This window comes from Mesorhizobium sp. HAY1-8B (assembly GCF_056868045.1).
Genome location: NZ_CP200321.1, coordinates 3,375,553 through 3,392,066, shown reverse-complemented (window position 1 = coordinate 3,392,066; position 16,514 = coordinate 3,375,553). Strand labels below are relative to the sequence as shown.

13 protein-coding genes, 1 tRNA gene and 1 pseudogene are annotated in these 16,514 nt (G+C 63.2%); 9 read left to right on the top strand and 6 right to left on the bottom strand.

The genetic code is table 11. The features are described from left to right. Window positions 1-6: 6 nt before the first annotated feature. Window positions 7-258 (top strand): AbrB/MazE/SpoVT family DNA-binding domain-containing protein, encoded by a 252-nt coding sequence (locus tag AC1VON_RS15840; RefSeq protein WP_483124158.1) that lies wholly within the window; start codon window positions 7-9, stop codon window positions 256-258. Between the two features lie 6 nt (window positions 259-264). On the opposite strand, the gene greA is transcribed toward AC1VON_RS15840, so the two are convergent. Further along, window positions 265-738: a transcription elongation factor GreA gene (gene greA / locus AC1VON_RS15835; RefSeq protein WP_056563662.1), complete on the bottom strand. Its 474-nt coding sequence runs from the start codon at window positions 736-738 to the stop codon at window positions 265-267. Window positions 739-858: 120 nt separating this feature from the next. On the opposite strand from greA, the gene AC1VON_RS15830 reads away from it, so the two are divergent. Further along, window positions 859-2,235, top strand: a complete 1,377-nt coding sequence (locus AC1VON_RS15830) for a TIGR03808 family TAT-translocated repetitive protein (RefSeq protein WP_483124157.1) — start codon at window positions 859-861, stop codon at window positions 2,233-2,235. A gap of 9 nt (window positions 2,236-2,244) precedes the next feature. On the opposite strand, the gene AC1VON_RS15825 is transcribed toward AC1VON_RS15830, so the two are convergent. Next, entirely contained in the window at window positions 2,245-3,249 is a 1,005-nt protein-coding gene (locus tag AC1VON_RS15825; protein WP_483124156.1) for an asparaginase, read from the bottom strand. Window positions 3,250-3,374: 125 nt separating this feature from the next. Then, on the bottom strand, window positions 3,375-4,541 hold the full coding sequence (locus AC1VON_RS15820; protein WP_483124155.1) for an acetyl-CoA acetyltransferase: 1,167 nt from the start codon (window positions 4,539-4,541) through the stop codon (window positions 3,375-3,377). 199 nt (window positions 4,542-4,740) lie between these two features. On the opposite strand from AC1VON_RS15820, the gene betI reads away from it, so the two are divergent. From betI to betB, 5 genes are read left to right on the top strand one after another with little or no spacing between them, the layout of a single operon-like run. After that, window positions 4,741-5,331: a choline-binding transcriptional repressor BetI gene (gene betI / locus AC1VON_RS15815; protein ID WP_172351292.1), complete on the top strand. Its 591-nt coding sequence runs from the start codon at window positions 4,741-4,743 to the stop codon at window positions 5,329-5,331. Continuing rightward, window positions 5,328-6,857, top strand: coding sequence for a choline-sulfatase (gene betC / locus AC1VON_RS15810; RefSeq protein ID WP_172351293.1), 1,530 nt, complete (start codon window positions 5,328-5,330; stop codon window positions 6,855-6,857). Before betI ends, betC begins: the two co-directional genes overlap by 4 nt. Next, on the top strand, window positions 6,854-7,858 hold the full coding sequence (locus AC1VON_RS15805) for a threonine/serine dehydratase family protein (protein ID WP_483124154.1): 1,005 nt from the start codon (window positions 6,854-6,856) through the stop codon (window positions 7,856-7,858). Before betC ends, AC1VON_RS15805 begins: the two co-directional genes overlap by 4 nt. Next, the gene (gene betA / locus AC1VON_RS15800) at window positions 7,851-9,503 is read left to right on the top strand and encodes a choline dehydrogenase (protein ID WP_172351295.1); all 1,653 of its coding nucleotides are present in this window, start codon (window positions 7,851-7,853) and stop codon (window positions 9,501-9,503) included. Before AC1VON_RS15805 ends, betA begins: the two co-directional genes overlap by 8 nt. A gap of 56 nt (window positions 9,504-9,559) precedes the next feature. Then, complete coding sequence (betB, locus tag AC1VON_RS15795) at window positions 9,560-11,023, top strand: betaine-aldehyde dehydrogenase (RefSeq protein ID WP_483124153.1); 1,464 nt, start codon at window positions 9,560-9,562, stop codon at window positions 11,021-11,023. Between the two features lie 6 nt (window positions 11,024-11,029). Here betB and AC1VON_RS15790 read toward each other — a convergent pair whose 3' ends face one another. From AC1VON_RS15790 to AC1VON_RS15780, 3 genes and pseudogenes are all read right to left on the bottom strand, one after another. Then, on the bottom strand, window positions 11,030-11,638 hold the full coding sequence (locus AC1VON_RS15790) for a hypothetical protein (RefSeq protein ID WP_483124152.1): 609 nt from the start codon (window positions 11,636-11,638) through the stop codon (window positions 11,030-11,032). Between the two features lie 4 nt (window positions 11,639-11,642). Next, window positions 11,643-13,880: an AGE family epimerase/isomerase gene (locus AC1VON_RS15785; protein ID WP_483124151.1), complete on the bottom strand. Its 2,238-nt coding sequence runs from the start codon at window positions 13,878-13,880 to the stop codon at window positions 11,643-11,645. Window positions 13,881-13,923: 43 nt separating this feature from the next. Then, window positions 13,924-14,822: pseudogene (locus tag AC1VON_RS15780) on the bottom strand (LysR family transcriptional regulator). A 100-nt stretch (window positions 14,823-14,922) separates the two neighbouring features. Here AC1VON_RS15780 and AC1VON_RS15775 point away from each other — a divergent pair. Then, window positions 14,923-15,807: an NmrA/HSCARG family protein gene (locus tag AC1VON_RS15775; protein WP_483124150.1), complete on the top strand. Its 885-nt coding sequence runs from the start codon at window positions 14,923-14,925 to the stop codon at window positions 15,805-15,807. 75 nt (window positions 15,808-15,882) lie between these two features. Next, a tRNA-Pro gene (locus AC1VON_RS15770) sits at window positions 15,883-15,959 on the top strand. Window positions 15,960-16,514 lie beyond the last annotated feature (555 nt).

Below are 16,514 nucleotides of genomic sequence, written 5' to 3'. Positions count from 1 at the left end.
GCCACAATGACGGGCGCAACCGTAGCGACAGTGAAGACTCTCATCCACAAGCTCGACGACGGATCAGGGGCCGTGATCTTGCCACCGGAAATGCTCGACAGCCTGAAGCTGCAAGTGGGCGATCAACTCCAGATTATCGAAACCGATGACGGCGTCATTCTAAGACCGGTGGAGAGCAACGACGTCGAACGGCAGATGCGCGCTGCTCGTGATGTCATGGACACATATGAGGTCGCGTTGCAAAGGCTGGCCAAGTAGCTGTTGTCAGCTATCCGAGAGCTTGACGATTTCCCATTCCTTGCCGTTGACCGCGGCCACGTCGCCAACCTTCTTGCCGAACAGCGCGACGGCCATCGGCGAAACATGCGAAATGCTTCCCTTGGTGGGATCGGCCTCGTCCTCGCCGACGATCTTCCAATGCACTTTCTTGCCGTCATCGCCTTCCAGCGTGACGCCCATGCCGAAGCGGACGACGTCGCTGCCGGGCTCCGGAACGGACAGTTCGGCACTCTCCCGCCGCGCGGTCCAGTAGCGCAGATCGCGTGACACGACCGCGATGCGCTCGCGATCGGCTTTCCTTTCGGCTTTCGCCAGAACGTCGCGCAGATCGGCCAGATTGTCCTCGATCTGCGCCAGGCCGCGTTCCGTCACAAGATTGCGGTGCGGGCTGATTGGCCGTTCGCCGACGCCGGCGATGGCGTTTTCGCTGTCTTCTTCGCGGGTGAAAGCTCTGCTCATTCCCTGAACCTAGGCCTCGAGTGGCAGCTCGACAAGTCATTGTCGATAAGTCGTGAAGCGGAACAGGGCGTCTGGCACGATTCCTGCGGTGTTATGATCGAACACTGGGATTGTGTGCCGATGTTGAACAGACGGACCCTGCTGACGCAAACCGCCGGCTTTGCCGTGATAGGCCTTGCGCTTGGCAAGGCGGCGGCCGCCAGCCTGACCGGCATCGAAAAAGCCTCGATGCGCGGCTCGATCAATGCCACCGAACTTGGCGTGCAGCCCGGGACATTCGACGATCAGAGCAAGGCCTTTGCCAAGCTGCTGCGCGACGCGAACAGCCGGGACATACCGGTGTTCCTGCCGGCGGGCACCTATGTGGTGTCCAATCTCTCGCTGCCCAGCCGCGTGCGTCTTTCCGGCGTGCCGGGGGCAACGCGCATCGTCTATGGCGGCGACGGCCATCTCTTCATGACTGAACAGGCCGACCATATCGAGCTCGCCGGGCTGGTCTTCGACGGTTCGAACCGGTCGATGGGTGACTATGCGCAAGGGCTGCTCGATCTGCGCCGGGTCGGCCATCTCGTCGTCGACAATTGCCAGATAACCGGAAGCGGCAAGAACGGACTGGCGCTGGAACACGCGACGGGCCGCATCGAACGCTCCGACATATCGGGCTCGGCGGACGCCGGCATCTACTCGGTCGAAGCGGGCGGGCTGGCAATCACCGGCAATGCCGTCTCCGACTGCGCCAATGGCGGCATCCTCGTGCATCGCTGGCAGGCGGCCGAAGACGGCACGATGGTCACCGGCAACCGCGTCGAACGCATCGGCGCGCGCAGCGGCGGGACCGGCCAGAACGGCAACGGCATCAACGCCTTCCGTGCCGGCAACGTCATCATTTCGGGCAACGTCGTCTCGGATTGCGCTTTCTCGGCTATCCGTGCCAACAGTTCCAGCAACCTGCAGATATCTGGCAACACCTGCTCACGCTCGGGCGAGACCGCGGTCTATTCCGAATTCTCCTTCGAGGGCGCCGTCATCAGCAACAACATCGTCGATGGCGCGGCCAATGGCATATCGATCGTCAACTTCAACGAAGGTGGCCGCATGGGTGTCTGCTCCGGCAACATCGTGCGCAATCTGTCGACCAGCGGCCCCTATACCGCCGATCCGCCCGGATTCGGCGTCGGCATCGGCGTCGAGGCCGACACCACCGTTTCCAACAATGTCATCGAGAACGCGCCGCTCTACGGCATGTCGATCGGCTGGGGCCCGTATCTGCGCAATGTGGTGGCCACCGGCAACATCATCCGCAAGGCAGGCACAGGCATCGTCGTCAGCGTGGTCGAGGGTGCCGGCACGGCAGTCATCTCGGACAACGTCATCGACGGCGCGTTGAACGGCGCCGTCGTCGGCCAGCGCTGGGCGGAGCCGGTGACAGCAGACCTGACCCAGTCAAGCAACACCGGCTTTGCGCATCTGACGGTCGAGCGCAACCGCGTCAGTTGAGAGCAATCTTCAATTCAAGACTGGGGTTGGCCTCAGCGCCCCGACCTTGGCACCGATCCGGCTTTCGATCGGCGCATTGGCCAGTTCGAGCAGCTTCGCCGACAGGGCCTCGTCCGCACGCAGCAGCTTGGCGAGGACGGCGGCGACCATGGCCTCGCCGGCGCGGCCGGCGCCATCATCGCATTTGATCGCGATGCCAAGGCCAAGTTCAGGTATCGCGCTGCAGTGGACGCCTTCGGCACCACCCTTCGCAAAGATCCGGCCAGGTGCTGCTTCCATCAGCGCGACGTCTTCGCGGCCTGTGCCGGCGACAAAGAAGGGCTCCGCCATGCAGGCGGAAAGCAGGCGCTTCGCCGCCTTGGCTCGCTCGGGACTGAAACCGTGTGTCGTCGCCATGCGGGCAAAGCCGAGCGCGAAACTCCGGAGCGGTACCGCATAGGTCGGGATCGAGCAGCCGTCGGTCGCTCGCTCATCCGGGCCATGGACGGCGCCGGTAACAGCCTGCATGGCGTCGCGCACCATTTCCTGCAAAGCGTGCCCCGCCTTGACATAACCACGGTGCGCAATGCCGGAGTGCACGCAGGTGCAGAGGAAACCGGAATGCTTGCCCGAGCAGTTGTTGTGCAGCGCGTTGGGCAAATCGCCGGTGCGGGCGAGCGCAATCTCGGCGTCATGGTTCGAGGGCCAATGCGTGCCGCATTCAAGCGCCGACCCGTCCAGCCCGGCCCTGGCCAACATGGAGCGCGCCAATTCGACATGCGCAGGCTCGCCCGAATGCGAGGCACAGGCCAGCGCCAGTTCGCGGTTGCCGAAGCCATAGGCATCGGCAGCGCCGCTTTCGACAAGCGGCAGGGCCTGGATCGCCTTGACCGCTGAGCGCGGGAACACCGGCCTCGAGGTGTCGCCGATCTCCAGGACCGCTTTGCCGTCGGCATCGAAGACCGCGACAGCACCGCGATGCGCGCTCTCGACGATCGCGCCGCGCAAGACTTCGATCAGAACCGGATTTGCCATGCCACCTCCCGCGCATGACCTCGAAAATCGGAACCGATTTTCGAAAAGGATCATGCGCCAAATTAAAGTTCTACAGCGTCCTTTGCGCGCCCCAAAAGGCACGCGGCGCTGTAATGCTGGGCGGTTTATCTGATCCGGTCGAGAATGGAAACGTAGTTGGCGACCGCCGCTCCGCCCATGTTGAAGATACCGCCAAGCTTCGCGCCCGGCACCTGGATGCCGCCGGCTTCACCGACAAGCTGCATGGCGGTCAGCACATGCATCGAGACACCAGTTGCACCGATCGGATGGCCCTTGGCCTTCAGCCCACCGGATGGATTGACCGGCAGGCGGCCGTCTTTCGCCGTCGTGCCGTCCAGCGCCAGCCTGGCGCCCTCGCCCGGCTTGGCCAGGCCCATCGCCTCGTATTCGATCAGTTCGGCGATGGTGAAGCAGTCGTGCGTCTCGACAAAGGACAGGTCGTCCAGCGTCACGCCGGCGCTCTTCAGCGCGCGGGTCCAGGCCTGCTCGCAGCCTTCGAAGGACAGGATATCGCGCTTCGACATTGGCAGGAAATCCTGCACATGTTCGTTGGCGCGGAAGGCGACGGCCCGCCGCATCTTCAGCGCCGTCCCGGTGTCGGCAAGGATAAGGGCGGCGGCACCGTCGGAGACCAGCGAGCAATCGGTGCGCTTCAGCGGGCCAGCGACGAAGGGGTTCTTCTCGCTCTCCTGACGGCAGAATTCGTAGCCGAAATCCTTGCGCATCTGCGCATAGGGATTGTCGACACCGTTCCTGTGGTTCTTGGCGGCGATCATGGCGAGCGCGTCAGACTGGTCGCCATAGCGCTGGAAGTAGGCTTGAGCGATCTTGCCGAAGACACCGGCAAAGCCTGCAGGCGTCTCGCCATCTTCCGGCAGATAGGACGCCTTCAAGAGATTTTTGCCGATTTCCGGTCCAGGCGTCGTCGTCATCTGCTCGGCGCCGACCACCAGCACGATGCGGGCAGCGTTTGCATCGATGGCACGGATGCCTTGCCGGACCGCCGCCGATCCCGTGGCGCAGGCGTTCTCGACACGCGTTGCCGGCTTGAAACGCAGCCGGTCATCCGCCTGAAGCACCAGGCTGGCGGTGAAATCCTGCGCCGAAAAGCCAGCGTTGAAATGGCCGAGCACGATCTCGTCGACCTCTTCCGGGCCGATGCCGGCATGGTCGAGTGCGTCCGTCGCGACCTTGACGATCAGGTTCTCGAGCGTCTCGCCCTCCAGCTTGCCGAAGCGCGAATGCGCCCAGCCGACGATGCATGCGGTCATGGCAATCTCCATCCTTGGCGCTATCCTAGCATACGGACTAGCGGCACATCGCGCCGTTATTGTTCAAATATAAACATTCTCGCCGGAGCCGTGAAGGGCCGCAAGCCGACAATCGCTTGGTGCAGGTCACGCCTATGTCGATTTTTTGTTGATTGACCCGTCAATAAAAAATAACCTCCGCGCAAAAATCGGGAACAACATGCCGAAAGTCGGAATGGAGCCACTGCGCCGCAAGGCGCTCATCGACGCGACGATCTCGGCGATCGGCGAGCGCGGGTCGCTTGACGTGACCATGTCCGAGATCGCCGGGCGTGCCGGCGTGTCGTCCGCGCTTGCTCATCACTATTTCGGCGCCAAGGACGAGCTGTTGTTCGCAACGATGCGGCACATATTGGCCGAACTGACCATCGATATGCGCCGTGCCCTGCAATCCACCGCGTCTCCACGCGAACGCGTCTCCGCCGTGGTTGCCGTCAACTTCTCCGACATCCAGTTCCAGGCCGAAACCATCGCCGCCTGGCTCGCCTTCTATGTCGAGGCGCAGAAATCATCGGCCTTGCGCCGGCTGCTCAGGATCTATGCGCGGCGGCTGCATTCGAACCTGATGAGCGGGCTGACCGGCATCCTGCCCCGCGCAGAGGCCGACCGCGCCGCGGAGGCGACAGCGGCGATGATCGACGGGCTCTACATCAGGCGGGCGTTGAAGGACGGCGTGCCCGACGCCGCGACAGCGATCGCGCTGGTCGAGGACTATCTCGAAACCAAACTCGGCGAGCGGCAAAAACAGTGACAGCGAAGCGACCCAATTTCCTGATCGTCATGGTCGATCAGCTCAACGGGACCTTTTTCCCCGATGGGCCTGCCGCGTTTCTGCACGCGCCGCATCTGAAAGCACTGGCAGCACGTTCGGCGCGCTTTGCCAACAACTACACGGCTTCGCCACTCTGTGCGCCGGGCCGCGCCTCGTTCATGAGCGGCCAACTGCCGTCGCGCACCGAGGTCTATGACAATGCAGCCGAATTCGCCTCGTCGATCCCGACCTTTGCCCATCACCTGCGCGCCGACGGCTATCACACCGTGCTGTCGGGCAAGATGCATTTCGTCGGCCCCGACCAGTTGCACGGCTTCGAGGAGCGACTGACGACCGATATCTATCCCGCCGATTTCGGCTGGACGCCGGACTACCGCAAGCCCGGCGAGCGGATCGACTGGTGGTATCACAATCTGGGTTCGGTGACCGGCGCCGGCGTCGCCGAGATCTCGAACCAGATGGAATATGACGACGAGGTCGCCTTCCACGCGGTGCAGAAGCTCTATGACTTCGCCCGCGTCTCCGACGATGCCGCGCACCGGCCCTGGTGCCTGACCGTTTCCTTCACCCATCCCCACGATCCCTATGTGGCACGGCGGCAGTACTGGGATCTCTATGAGGATTGCCCGGCGCTCGAACCAGAAGTTGGCTTCATCCCCTACGACCGCCAAGACCCGCATTCGCAGCGGCTCTACAAGGCTTCCGACTACGACAGTTTCGACATCACGGCAGAGCAGATCCGTCGCTCGCGGCGCGGCTATTTCGCCAACATCTCCTATCTCGACGACAAGGTGGGCGAATTGCTGTCGGTGCTCGAGCGCACGCGCATGCTCGACGACACGGTCGTCCTGTTCTGCTCGGACCACGGCGACATGCTCGGCGAGCGCGGCCTGTGGTTCAAGATGTGCTTTTTCGAGGGCTCGGCGCGGGTGCCGCTGATGATCGCCGGCAAGGGCGTGCCGGCCGGGCTGATCGAGGCGCCGGTCTCCAATCTCGATGTGACGCCGACATTGTGCGATCTCGCCGGCATAGACATGAGCGCGATCGCGCCATGGACCGACGGCCAGTCGCTGCTGCCGCTACTTGAAGGCAAGCCGCGTACGGCGCCGGTGCTGATGGAATACGCGGCCGAAGGCTCAAACGCGCCCTTGGTGGCGATCCGTGACGGCCGCTACAAGTTCGTCCATTGCGAGATCGATCCGCCGCAACTCCATGATATCGAAGCCGACCCGCATGAGTTGAGCAATCTTGCCGCCGATCCGGCGCATGCGGATCTGGTGGCGGCCTTCATGGAAAAGGTGCGCGCGCGCTGGGACATGGCGGCTTTCGACGCCGCCGTGCGCGCCAGTCAGGCCCGCCGCTGGGTGGTCTATCCGGCGCTGCGCAACGGCACGCACTATCCCTGGGAGTTCCAGCCGCTGCAGAAAGCCTCGGAACGCTACATGCGCAACCACATGGATCTCAACGTGCTCGAAGAGCAGAAACGGTTCCCGCGAGGCGAATGATGGCAGACCTTCTCGTTCCCTCCCTCGATCATCTCAAACAGGCCTATGCGGTCACCTCCAGGGCGACGCAGATCACACCATTGCTGGAGTCGACGGCGCTCGCCCGAGAGACAGGTGCGGCCCGCGTCTTTATCAAGCCGGAATCGCTGCAATGGGCCGGATCCTTCAAGGTGCGCGGTGCCTATTGGCGGCTCAAGCAGCTTTCGCCCGATGAAGCGAAAAAGGGCGTCGTCGCCTATTCCTCCGGCAATTTCGCGCAAGGGCTGGCCGCCGCCGGCCAGGCGCTCGGCATTCCGGTCACCATCGTCATGCCGATCGACGCGCCGGCCGCCAAGCGCGACGCGACGGCGGGCTATGGCGCACGCGTCGTGCTGACCGACCATGGCGAACGCGCGCGTGAGGAAGTCGCCGCCGCCAAGGCGCGCGCGATCGCCGAGACGGAAGGGCTGGCACTGCTGCATCCGTTCGACGATCCCGAGATCATCGCCGGCCAGGCCGGTGCCGGCCTCGAGGCACTCGACCAGCTTGCCGCCAAGGACGCCAGCGCCGACCTGTTGTTCTGCTCGGTCGGCGGCGGTGGACTGATCGGCGGCGTTTCGCTCGCCTTCCACTACCTGTCGCCCGCAACCGAGATCATCGGCGTCGAGCCGGAAGGTTTCAACGGCATGGGCTCGTCGCTAGCGCATGGCAGCATCGAGACGATGCCGATCGGCCCGAAGTCGATCTGCGACGGGCTGATGTCGCGACGGCCGGGCGACGCGCCGTTCGCCGCGGTCAAGACCGCTGGTGTTCGCGGCATCACCGTCGATGATCAATCTGTGCGCCGCGCCATGCGGATCGCTTTCGAGCGCATGAAGCTGGTGCTCGAACCGTCCGGGGCTGCGTCACTGGCGGCACTGCTCGGCGGCAAGGTGGATGTGAAGGACAAGACCGTCCTTGTTGTGGCTACCGGCGGCAATGTCTCGCTCGCCGATTTTATGGCGCATATGAACCATGCTTGAAGCGGATTTCGTCATCATCGGCTCAGGCTCGGCCGGTTCGGCCATGGCCTATCGCCTGTCGGAGGACGGCAAGCATTCGGTCATCGTCATCGAATTCGGCGGCAGCGATATCGGGCCGCTGATCCAGATGCCGTCGGCCTTGTCGATCCCGCTCAACATGAGCCTCTATGACTGGGGTTTTGCCAGCGAGCCGGAGCCGCATCTCGGCGGCCGCGTGCTGGCGACGCCGCGCGGCAAGGTCATCGGCGGCTCGTCCTCGATCAATGGCATGGTCTATGTGCGCGGTCACGCGCGCGATTTCGACCACTGGGCCGAAGAAGGTGCGACGGGTTGGGGCTTTGCCGACGTGCTCCCCTATTTCAAGCGCATGGAAGACTCCGATGGCGGCGAGGATGGCTGGCGCGGGCATGGCGGCCCTCTGCATGTCCAGCGCGGCTCGCGTAAGAATCCGCTCTATGGCGCCTTCCTCGAGGCGGGCCGCCAGGCCGGTTTCGAACTGACCGATGACTACAATGGCGCCAAGCAGGAAGGCTTCGGCCCAATGGAGCAGACCATTCGCGGCGGCCGTCGCTGGTCGGCGGCATCAGCCTATCTGAAGCCGGCGCTCAGGCGGAGAAACGTGAGTCTGGTCAAGGGCTTTGCGCGCCGGGTGATCATCGAGAATCAACGTGCCATCGGCGTCGAAATCGAAGCTCACAAACAGATTCAGGTCGTTAAGGCGCGACGCGAAGTGATCGTCGCCGCGTCGTCGATCAACTCGCCAAAGATCCTGATGCTGTCCGGCATCGGGCCAGCTGAGCATTTGCGCGAAAACGGCATCGCCGTCGTGGCCGACCGGCCCGGCGTCGGCCGCAATCTGCAGGATCACCTGGAGCTTTATATCCAGCAGGAATCGACCAAGCCGATCACACTGAATTCGGTGCTCAACCCGTTTTCCAAGGCACTCATCGGGGCGCAGTGGCTGTTCTTCAAGTCAGGCCTCGGCGCCACCAACCATTTCGAGGCCGCCGCCTTCGTGCGCTCCCAGGCCGGTGTCGACTACCCAGATATCCAGTACCACTTCATCCCCGCGGCGGTGCGCTATGACGGCAAGGCGGCGGCGAAGTCGCACGGCTTCCAGGCGCATGTCGGACCGATGCGGTCGAAGTCGCGCGGTTCGGTGACGCTGCGCTCTCCAGACCCGAAAGCGAATCCGGTGATCCACTTCAACTACATGTCGCATCCGGATGATTGGGCGGAGTTCCGCCACTGTATCCGGCTAACCCGCGAAATCTTCGGCCAGAAGGCCTTCGACGCCTATCGCGGCCAGGAGATCTCGCCGGGCAGCCATGTGCAGTCGGATGACGATCTCGATGTCTTCATCCGCGACCACGCCGAAAGCGCCTACCACCCCTGCGGCACCTGCAAGATGGGCCGCGCCGACGACCTCATGAGCGTCGTCGATGCGGAATGCCGGGTGATCGGCGTGGAGGGACTGCGGGTCGCGGACTCCTCGATCTTCCCGCGCGTCACCAACGGCAATCTCAATGCACCGTCGATCATGACCGGTGAAAAGGCGTCCGACCACATTCTTGGCCGCACGCCGCTGGCGCCGTCCAACCAGGAACCATGGATCAATCCACGCTGGCAGGCGTCGGACAGATAGAGCATGATCCAGATTGAGCCGCCCACTTCCGCGGCGCCGGACCATTGGAGACTCCCATGCGCGCCCAGCCCACGGCATCGCACTATGTCAACGGACGCTATATCGACGACGAGCAAGGCGCGCCGCTGCCCGTCATCTACCCGGCAACCGGCGAGACCATCGCCATGCTGCGCTCGGCGACACCGAACGTCCTGGAACTCGCCATCGAGGCCGCGCGGGCCGCGCAGCCGGCCTGGGCACGGCTGAAACCGGTCGAGCGCGGCCGCATCCTGCGCCGCGCCGCTGACATTCTTCGCGCCCGCAACGCCGACCTCGCCCGCATCGAGACGCTCGACACCGGCAAGGCGATCCAGGAGACGCTGGTGGCGGACGCGCCTTCCGCCGCCGACTGCCTTGAATATTTCGGCGGCGCGGTCGCCGCCTATAATGGCGAGGCCGTCGATCTCGGCGGGCCTTTCGCCTACACACGGCGCGAGGCGCTCGGCGTCTGTGTCGGCATCGGCGCCTGGAACTACCCGATCCAGATCGCCGGCTGGAAATCGGCGCCTGCGCTGGCCATGGGCAATGCCATGGTGTTCAAGCCGTCGGAGAACACGCCGCTTTCAGCACTGGCGCTGGCCGAAATCTACAGCGAGGCCGGCTTGCCCGACGGGCTCTTCAATGTGGTGCAGGGTTATGGCGATGTCGGCGCCGGCCTGGTGGGACACGATGTCGTCGCCAAGGTCTCGGTGACCGGCTCGGTGCCCACCGGACGCAAGGTGCTGTCGCTCGCCGGTTCGAAGATGAAGCATGCGACGATGGAGCTCGGCGGCAAGTCGCCGCTGATCGTCTTCGACGACGCCGACATCGAAAACGCCATCGGCGGCGCCATGCTCGGCAATTTCTACTCCACCGGCCAGATCTGCTCTAACGGTACGCGCGTCTTCGTGCAGAGCGGCATCCATGACCGCTTCGTCGACCGGCTGATCGAGCGGACGAAGAAAATCCGCATCGGCGATCCGCTCGACCCCGAGACCCAGATGGGGCCTCTGGTCTCGAAAGCACAGCATGAGAAGGTTGTCGGCTATATCGGGATCGGCAAGCAGGATGGCGCCACACTGGCCTGCGGCGGCAACGTGCCTTCGCTGCAAGGCTTTGACGGCGGCTTCTTCGTCGAGCCGACGGTGTTCACCGGTGTCACCGACACGATGCGCATCGCCCGCGAGGAGATTTTCGGGCCTGTCATGAGCGTGCTGAAATTCGACGGCGAGGACGAGGTGATCGACCGCGCCAACGACACCGAATTCGGCCTCGCCGCCGGTGTCTTCACCCGCGACCTGCCGCGCGCCCACCGCGTCATCGCAGAGTTGCAGGCCGGCACATGCTGGATCAATGCCTACAATCTGACGCCGGTCGAAATCCCCTTCGGCGGCTTCAAGCAGTCCGGCATCGGCCGCGAGAACTCGCTGGCGGCACTGGCGCTCTATTCGCAGCTCAAGTCGATCTATGTCGAGACGGGGGATGTGGCAAGCCCGTATTGATTTGCTTCAGGCTTCGCCCCTTCTAGCAAGGGCCACGATCGCCTTCTCAACGATTTCCTCGTCCTTCAAGTCTGAGAGCAATACGATTATATTTGACTTGAGCCCACTTCTTATCGCGCCGCCAATCCGGAACAGTCCACTTCTAACATACACAGGTTGCGCAAGTTTTAGGTGAACGACAACAGTATCCCTGACTGATTGAAACCTTATGTGCTCGACGTTGCTCCATGGCATCGGCTCGTCTAACTGACGCCTATCCCACAACGTTTGTCTGTCAAGAATGAGTAATGGGCGCGAACTCGCCGCGTCGAATATCATCCTTACAAGCATTCCCGCAAAGAGGACGCTGACAAAAAGGCACCCGACCACTCCAGCCACCCACGCTATTCGATCGAGTGAGTTGCCGGTCTCCCAATTTTGAACTGCGATCGAATAGAATCTTATTGAAGAGGACAGTGCCCACACGGCGGCGATTCCGAAGATCGGATAATACCAACGAAAACGGCCACGGGCCTCTAATGGAAGATCTACCCTCTGTGGCGGAATGTCCTGGGTCTTCCAGAGGGTTGTATCACCCGGAACGTCCACAAATTCGCTACCGCCCGCCTCACCCAACGTCTCACCCCTTCTCCGCCGTCCCATCCAGATACTGCGTCAGCGCACAGACCAGGTGATAGAAGATGCTGGCCGGAACATCCGATGCCAGCGAGCGGCCGCGTTCGTCGATGCGGTCTATCCATAGGCCGAGCGGCGCCGGGTCGATGTGCCAGCGAAACAGCCGGCCAACCCGTTCCTCGATCTCCGGCTTGAGATCGGGTCCGCCCGAACCGTCCAGCGCAATCGCCGCCTTGACCGCTTCGGCCTGCGGCCAGCTGCGCGAGATCAGGTCCAGCGGCAGGCCCTGCCGCGAGACCGCCCCATAGGCAAGGCCGGTGGCGCGGTTGAGGCCATTGGCGATGGCCGAGGCGTAGAGCTTTCGGGCGAAGCCGCTCAGTTCGGCCTGGCCGCTGCGTCCGGCGAAATCGACCAGCAGCGAAGCCCATTCGAAGTGATGGCCGGGCTCGGTCCACGCGCCCTTCTCACCGGCTGACGGCTTCCACTCGTCATCGAAATATTCGCCCAGCGTCCAGCTTTCCCGGTCGAAGAAATGGCTGCGGAAGAGATCGATGATGCGTGCCGCACGGCGCAGATGAGCGCGCTCGCCGGTGGCCTGGTGCCAAGCCAGGAACGCCTCGAGCAAATGCATGTGCGGGTTGGAGCGCCGTTCGCCCTTCCCGTCCGATGTTTCGAGGAAACCGGTCATGCGATGATCCTCGAGATGCGCATCGAGGAACGCGAAGGTTTCCTCGCCGAGCCGCAAGGCATCGGGATTGCCGGACATATGGGCATGGGCGAGCGCCAGGAGCACGCAGGAATGATCGTATGCATCCTCGGTGGCGTCGGCGACGGAGCCGTCGACATGGAGCGTACGCACCCAGCCGCCTTTGTCGGTGCGGCCATTCCTGGCCATGAACTCGATACCGTGGCTGATCAGCCTGTGGGCCGGACCATGCCAGCCGCGCGCGCTGGCGACCGCGAAGGCATAGACCTGCCTGGCCTGGGTCCGCATGCGCTTGGGCTTCATGAGCGGGTTGGTGTCGAAGCCCAGCGCTTCATGGAAACCGCCATGACGCTCGTCGACGCCTGATGTCGACCACAGCGGCAATGTCTCCTGAAACAGCCAGTGGTGCACACGCCGCCGCCAGGCGCCGCTTTCGATGACGCGGTCATGCGCCGGCGTGAACCTGGTTTCCAGCCGGCCCGATTTCTCGAGCTGCTCGACGATCTTCTTGACGTGCTGGCTGTGACTGACCGGCGCGACGAAAGTCGCATCGGCGGTCGAAACGATGGCCACATCCTTCATGGCGATCGCCGACAACAGGCGGCCGTCGCTGCGGATGTAGGAGTTTTCGCAATCGATGGCGACGACATCGCCGATGACGACATTGCCTTGCTCGTCGGCCGGACCGACATCGAGCAGCGACTGCCAGGAGCCGAGATCGTTCCAGCGGAAGTCGGCCGGCACCATGGCAATGCCTTGCGCCCGCTCCATGATGGCATAGTCGATCGAGATCGAGGGGATGGCTTCATAGAGCTCCAGCGGCATATAGAGGCCGGACAGGTCCGATGTCGCCGCCTTGTAGGCGGCCGCGGTGGCCTGCCAGATGTCCGGCTGGAACGCCGCGAAGGCATCGCGCATGGCGCCGGCTCGAAACAGGAAGATGCCGGTGTTCCAGTAAAAGCTCTCCGCCCTGAGATAGCTCTGCGCCGTCGCAAGGTCCGGCTTTTCGACGAAGCGCGTGACGTCGAAGATGCCACCCTGCGCGCCCGCCACCTCGATATAGCCATAGCCGGTCTCGGGCTGCGTCGGCTTGATGCCGAACACCACGAGCCGACCGGCGCGCGCCGCCTCGGCGCCGGCCTCGATGCTCTGCCAGAATTGCCCTGCGGTCGATATTTCGTGGTCCGATGGCACAACCAGGACCAGGCTGTCGCCGAATTCGGACAGGGTGCGCAGCGTTGCCAGTGCGATCGCGGCGGCGGTGTTGCGCCCCGTGGGCTCGAACAATGGACCACTGCCGGCGAGATCGAGGCCAGCCAGGTCGGCATGGACACGTTCGGCATGGCGCTCGGAGGCAATCAGGAAGATCGGCGTTTCGCCGGTCGGCCTTGCCGTCAGCCGGCGCAAGGTCTTGGCCAGCATGGAGCCGTCGCCCGAAAAATCGTGAAACTGCTTGGGATTGTCCTCGCGCGACAACGGCCAGAGCCGCGAGCCGACGCCGCCGCTCATGACAAAACTGACGATGCGCTGGCTCATTCGGGTCTCGCTCGGAAGTTGGTCTAGGGTAGCAGGCATGCCTTTAAGCCGTGTTTACCCGATTGGAAATCCGCTCGACCGCAAGATCGATGAAGGCCTTGACCAGGGGGAAAGGTGCCGGCTGCTGGGATAGAGAACATATAGACCGCCCTCGGGCGTCGTGTAGCCGTCGAGAACGCGCCGCAACCGCCCCTCGTTGATCAGCCCCTCGGCCATCAGCTGGGGCAATTGAGCGATGCCGAAGTCCGCGAGCGCGGCCGCCACCACCGCCTGCATCTCATTGGCGGCGAATCGCCCGGCGACCACGACAGTTTCCTGGCCTTGTGGTCCATCAAGCACCCAATGAGCGCCCGAGGCCGACTGGCCCGCGATGACGCATCGATGGCGGGCGAGATCGGCCGGGCTTTCCGGCATACCATATCGCGCGAGATAGGCGGGGCTGGCGCAGAGCAGCCTGTGCGTGGAACCGATCTTGCGGGCAATCAGCGTCGAATCCTCAAGTCTCCCGGTGCGGAAGGCGAGGTCGATGCCGTCCTCGATCAGGTTGAGCTTGTCGTCGGTGAGGCGGAGTTCGACATTGGTCTTCGGGTACAGCGCCAGAAACTCGACCACGGCGCGGATGAGGAAGTGACCGCTGAAACCAACCGGGGCCGAAATCCGGATCGTACCCGAAGGCTCCGCCCTCGCCTCCGCGAGACGCAGATTCGCCTCCTCGATCGTCCGCAGCCCTTGGCTGCTTTGCTCATGATCGAGACGTCCGGCGTCCGTCAGGTTGAGGCTGCGTGTGGTGCGTTGCAGCAGCCGCACACCGACCTCGCGTTCGAGCGCGGCGACACGGCGGCTGACAGTGGTCTTGGGCATGGCGAGCAAGCGTGCGGCCGCGGTGAAGCTGCCGGCTTCGACGACGCGGGCAAAGACGGTGACATCGTTGAGGTCGATCATTGTGCTCAATATTGGGACAAAGTTTTCCAATTATAGGCAATTATGCATCAATGAGACAGACGCTAATTTGCTCCAGACAAGACAAGATGGAGCAAATGAGATGACCAGGAAACGAAGCATTCTTGTGACGGGAGCCACGGGCCAGCAGGGGGGCGCCGTTGCGCGTGCCCTGTTGTCGAGGGGCCATCGCGTCAAGGCGCTGACGCGCAAGCCGGACAGCGAAGCCGCACGGCAACTGGCTGCGGTAGGCGCCGAAATCGTGGCCGGCGATCTCGCCGACACAGCCTCCGTCGTGAAGGCGGCAAGAGACGTCGACACCATGTTCCTGATGGGCAACAGCTACGAGGCCGGCCTCGAGGAGGAAACCCGCCAGGGGATTCTTGCCGCCGATGCGGCAAAGGCCGCCGGCATCGGACACCTGATCTATTCATCCGTTGCCGACGCCGACAAGAAGACCGGCATTCCGCATTTCGAAAGCAAATACCTTGTCGAGCAGCATGTCAGGCAGCTCGGCATTCCCTATACGATCAGCGCGCCGGTCGCCTTCATGGAGAATGCAGTTGCGCCGTGGTCGATCGACGCGCTCCGTCAAGGCATTCACGCTTTCGCCTTGCCGCCGAAGCGCGTCGTCCAACTGGTTGCGCTGGCCGATATCGGCGCCTTCGTCGCTGCACTCGCGGAACGGCGGGAACAGGTATTCGGCAAGCGCTTCGATTTCGCCGGGGACGAACTGTCCGGCGAGGAGCAGGCAAGAATCCTGTCCGAGGCCATCGGTCGCCCGATCCGCTATCAGGAGATCCCGATCGCGGCTGCCCGCCAGCAGAGCGAGGACGCGGCACTGATGTTCGAATGGTTCGACCGCGTCGGTTACGACGTTGACATCGCCGCCTTGCAAAGGGAGTTCCCCGAAGTGCGCTGGCACGGTTTTGCCGACTGGGCGCGCGCATTTAACTGGAACACCAGCGGCCTGCGCGGCGAAAGCTGATGAAATGCGACAGAAGTGCTGCCATTGCCGCTTGCAGGAATGAAGTGTGGCGGCTATAAGCCCGCCGTCTGGTCACGGAGTGTAGCGCAGCCTGGTAGCGCACCTCGTTCGGGACGAGGGGGTCGCAGGTTCAAATCCTGCCACTCCGACCAGAAAAACAACGCGTTAGCGCATCCCGACTTGGCGCTTGACTGATATGCCACCTGAAAACCGGGCGAGATGATACGCCTCCTCAGTTGAGTTGGCTGAGCCATAGCCAATGCGCTTTGCAGCGAAGAGGAGCAGTAAGCTCTGCCGCCATATTGGTTTGCGGCCGTCAGCCTATGGCGCTTTCCCAGCATCCGCTTCGGCTGATCAGGTGCCGAAAAAAGTGTCGACGAACCTCACTCCCGTCACACTTATCGGAGGCCAAAGAAGCTCAATATCGCCAACACGATGACTATCGCTCCAACGAGCCAGATGATGTTGTTCATGATCTCTCTCCTGTCGCCTGGGAGGCCCGCGCCTCTGGCGGAGGACGCGGGCCGATCCGCCATTGCCGGCCGATCTTCAGCGGACACCAACGCGCTTGCCGCGGGAGTAGAACTATTAGATAGACCTAATGTTCCACCGCATGGCAAGCTGGATGTCGCGAATTTTTGAGCTCAGATCGTCGTGCCGGTTGAATGAGCATCGGGCACTTCGAAAAGCGCCCTTTCTCTGCCCTG

Excerpts from the sequence above, each read along its gene's own strand:
- greA (WP_056563662.1), bottom strand. The coding sequence starts at position 738 with ATGAGCAGAGCTTTCACCCGCGAAGAAGACAGCGAAAACGCCATCGCC.
- AC1VON_RS15825 (WP_483124156.1), bottom strand. The coding sequence starts at position 3,249 with ATGGCAAATCCGGTTCTGATCGAAGTCTTGCGCGGCGCGATCGTCGAG.
- betB (WP_483124153.1), top strand. The coding sequence starts at position 9,560 with ATGCGCGCCCAGCCCACGGCATCGCACTATGTCAACGGACGCTATATC.
- AC1VON_RS15820 (WP_483124155.1), bottom strand. The coding sequence starts at position 4,541 with ATGACCGCATGCATCGTCGGCTGGGCGCATTCGCGCTTCGGCAAGCTG.
- betA (WP_172351295.1), top strand. The coding sequence starts at position 7,851 with ATGCTTGAAGCGGATTTCGTCATCATCGGCTCAGGCTCGGCCGGTTCG.
- AC1VON_RS15805 (WP_483124154.1), top strand. The coding sequence starts at position 6,854 with ATGATGGCAGACCTTCTCGTTCCCTCCCTCGATCATCTCAAACAGGCC.
- AC1VON_RS15830 (WP_483124157.1), top strand. The coding sequence starts at position 859 with ATGTTGAACAGACGGACCCTGCTGACGCAAACCGCCGGCTTTGCCGTG.
- betI (WP_172351292.1), top strand. The coding sequence starts at position 4,741 with ATGCCGAAAGTCGGAATGGAGCCACTGCGCCGCAAGGCGCTCATCGAC.
- AC1VON_RS15785 (WP_483124151.1), bottom strand. The coding sequence starts at position 13,880 with ATGAGCCAGCGCATCGTCAGTTTTGTCATGAGCGGCGGCGTCGGCTCG.
- AC1VON_RS15840 (WP_483124158.1), top strand. The coding sequence starts at position 7 with ATGACGGGCGCAACCGTAGCGACAGTGAAGACTCTCATCCACAAGCTC.
- AC1VON_RS15775 (WP_483124150.1), top strand. The coding sequence starts at position 14,923 with ATGACCAGGAAACGAAGCATTCTTGTGACGGGAGCCACGGGCCAGCAG.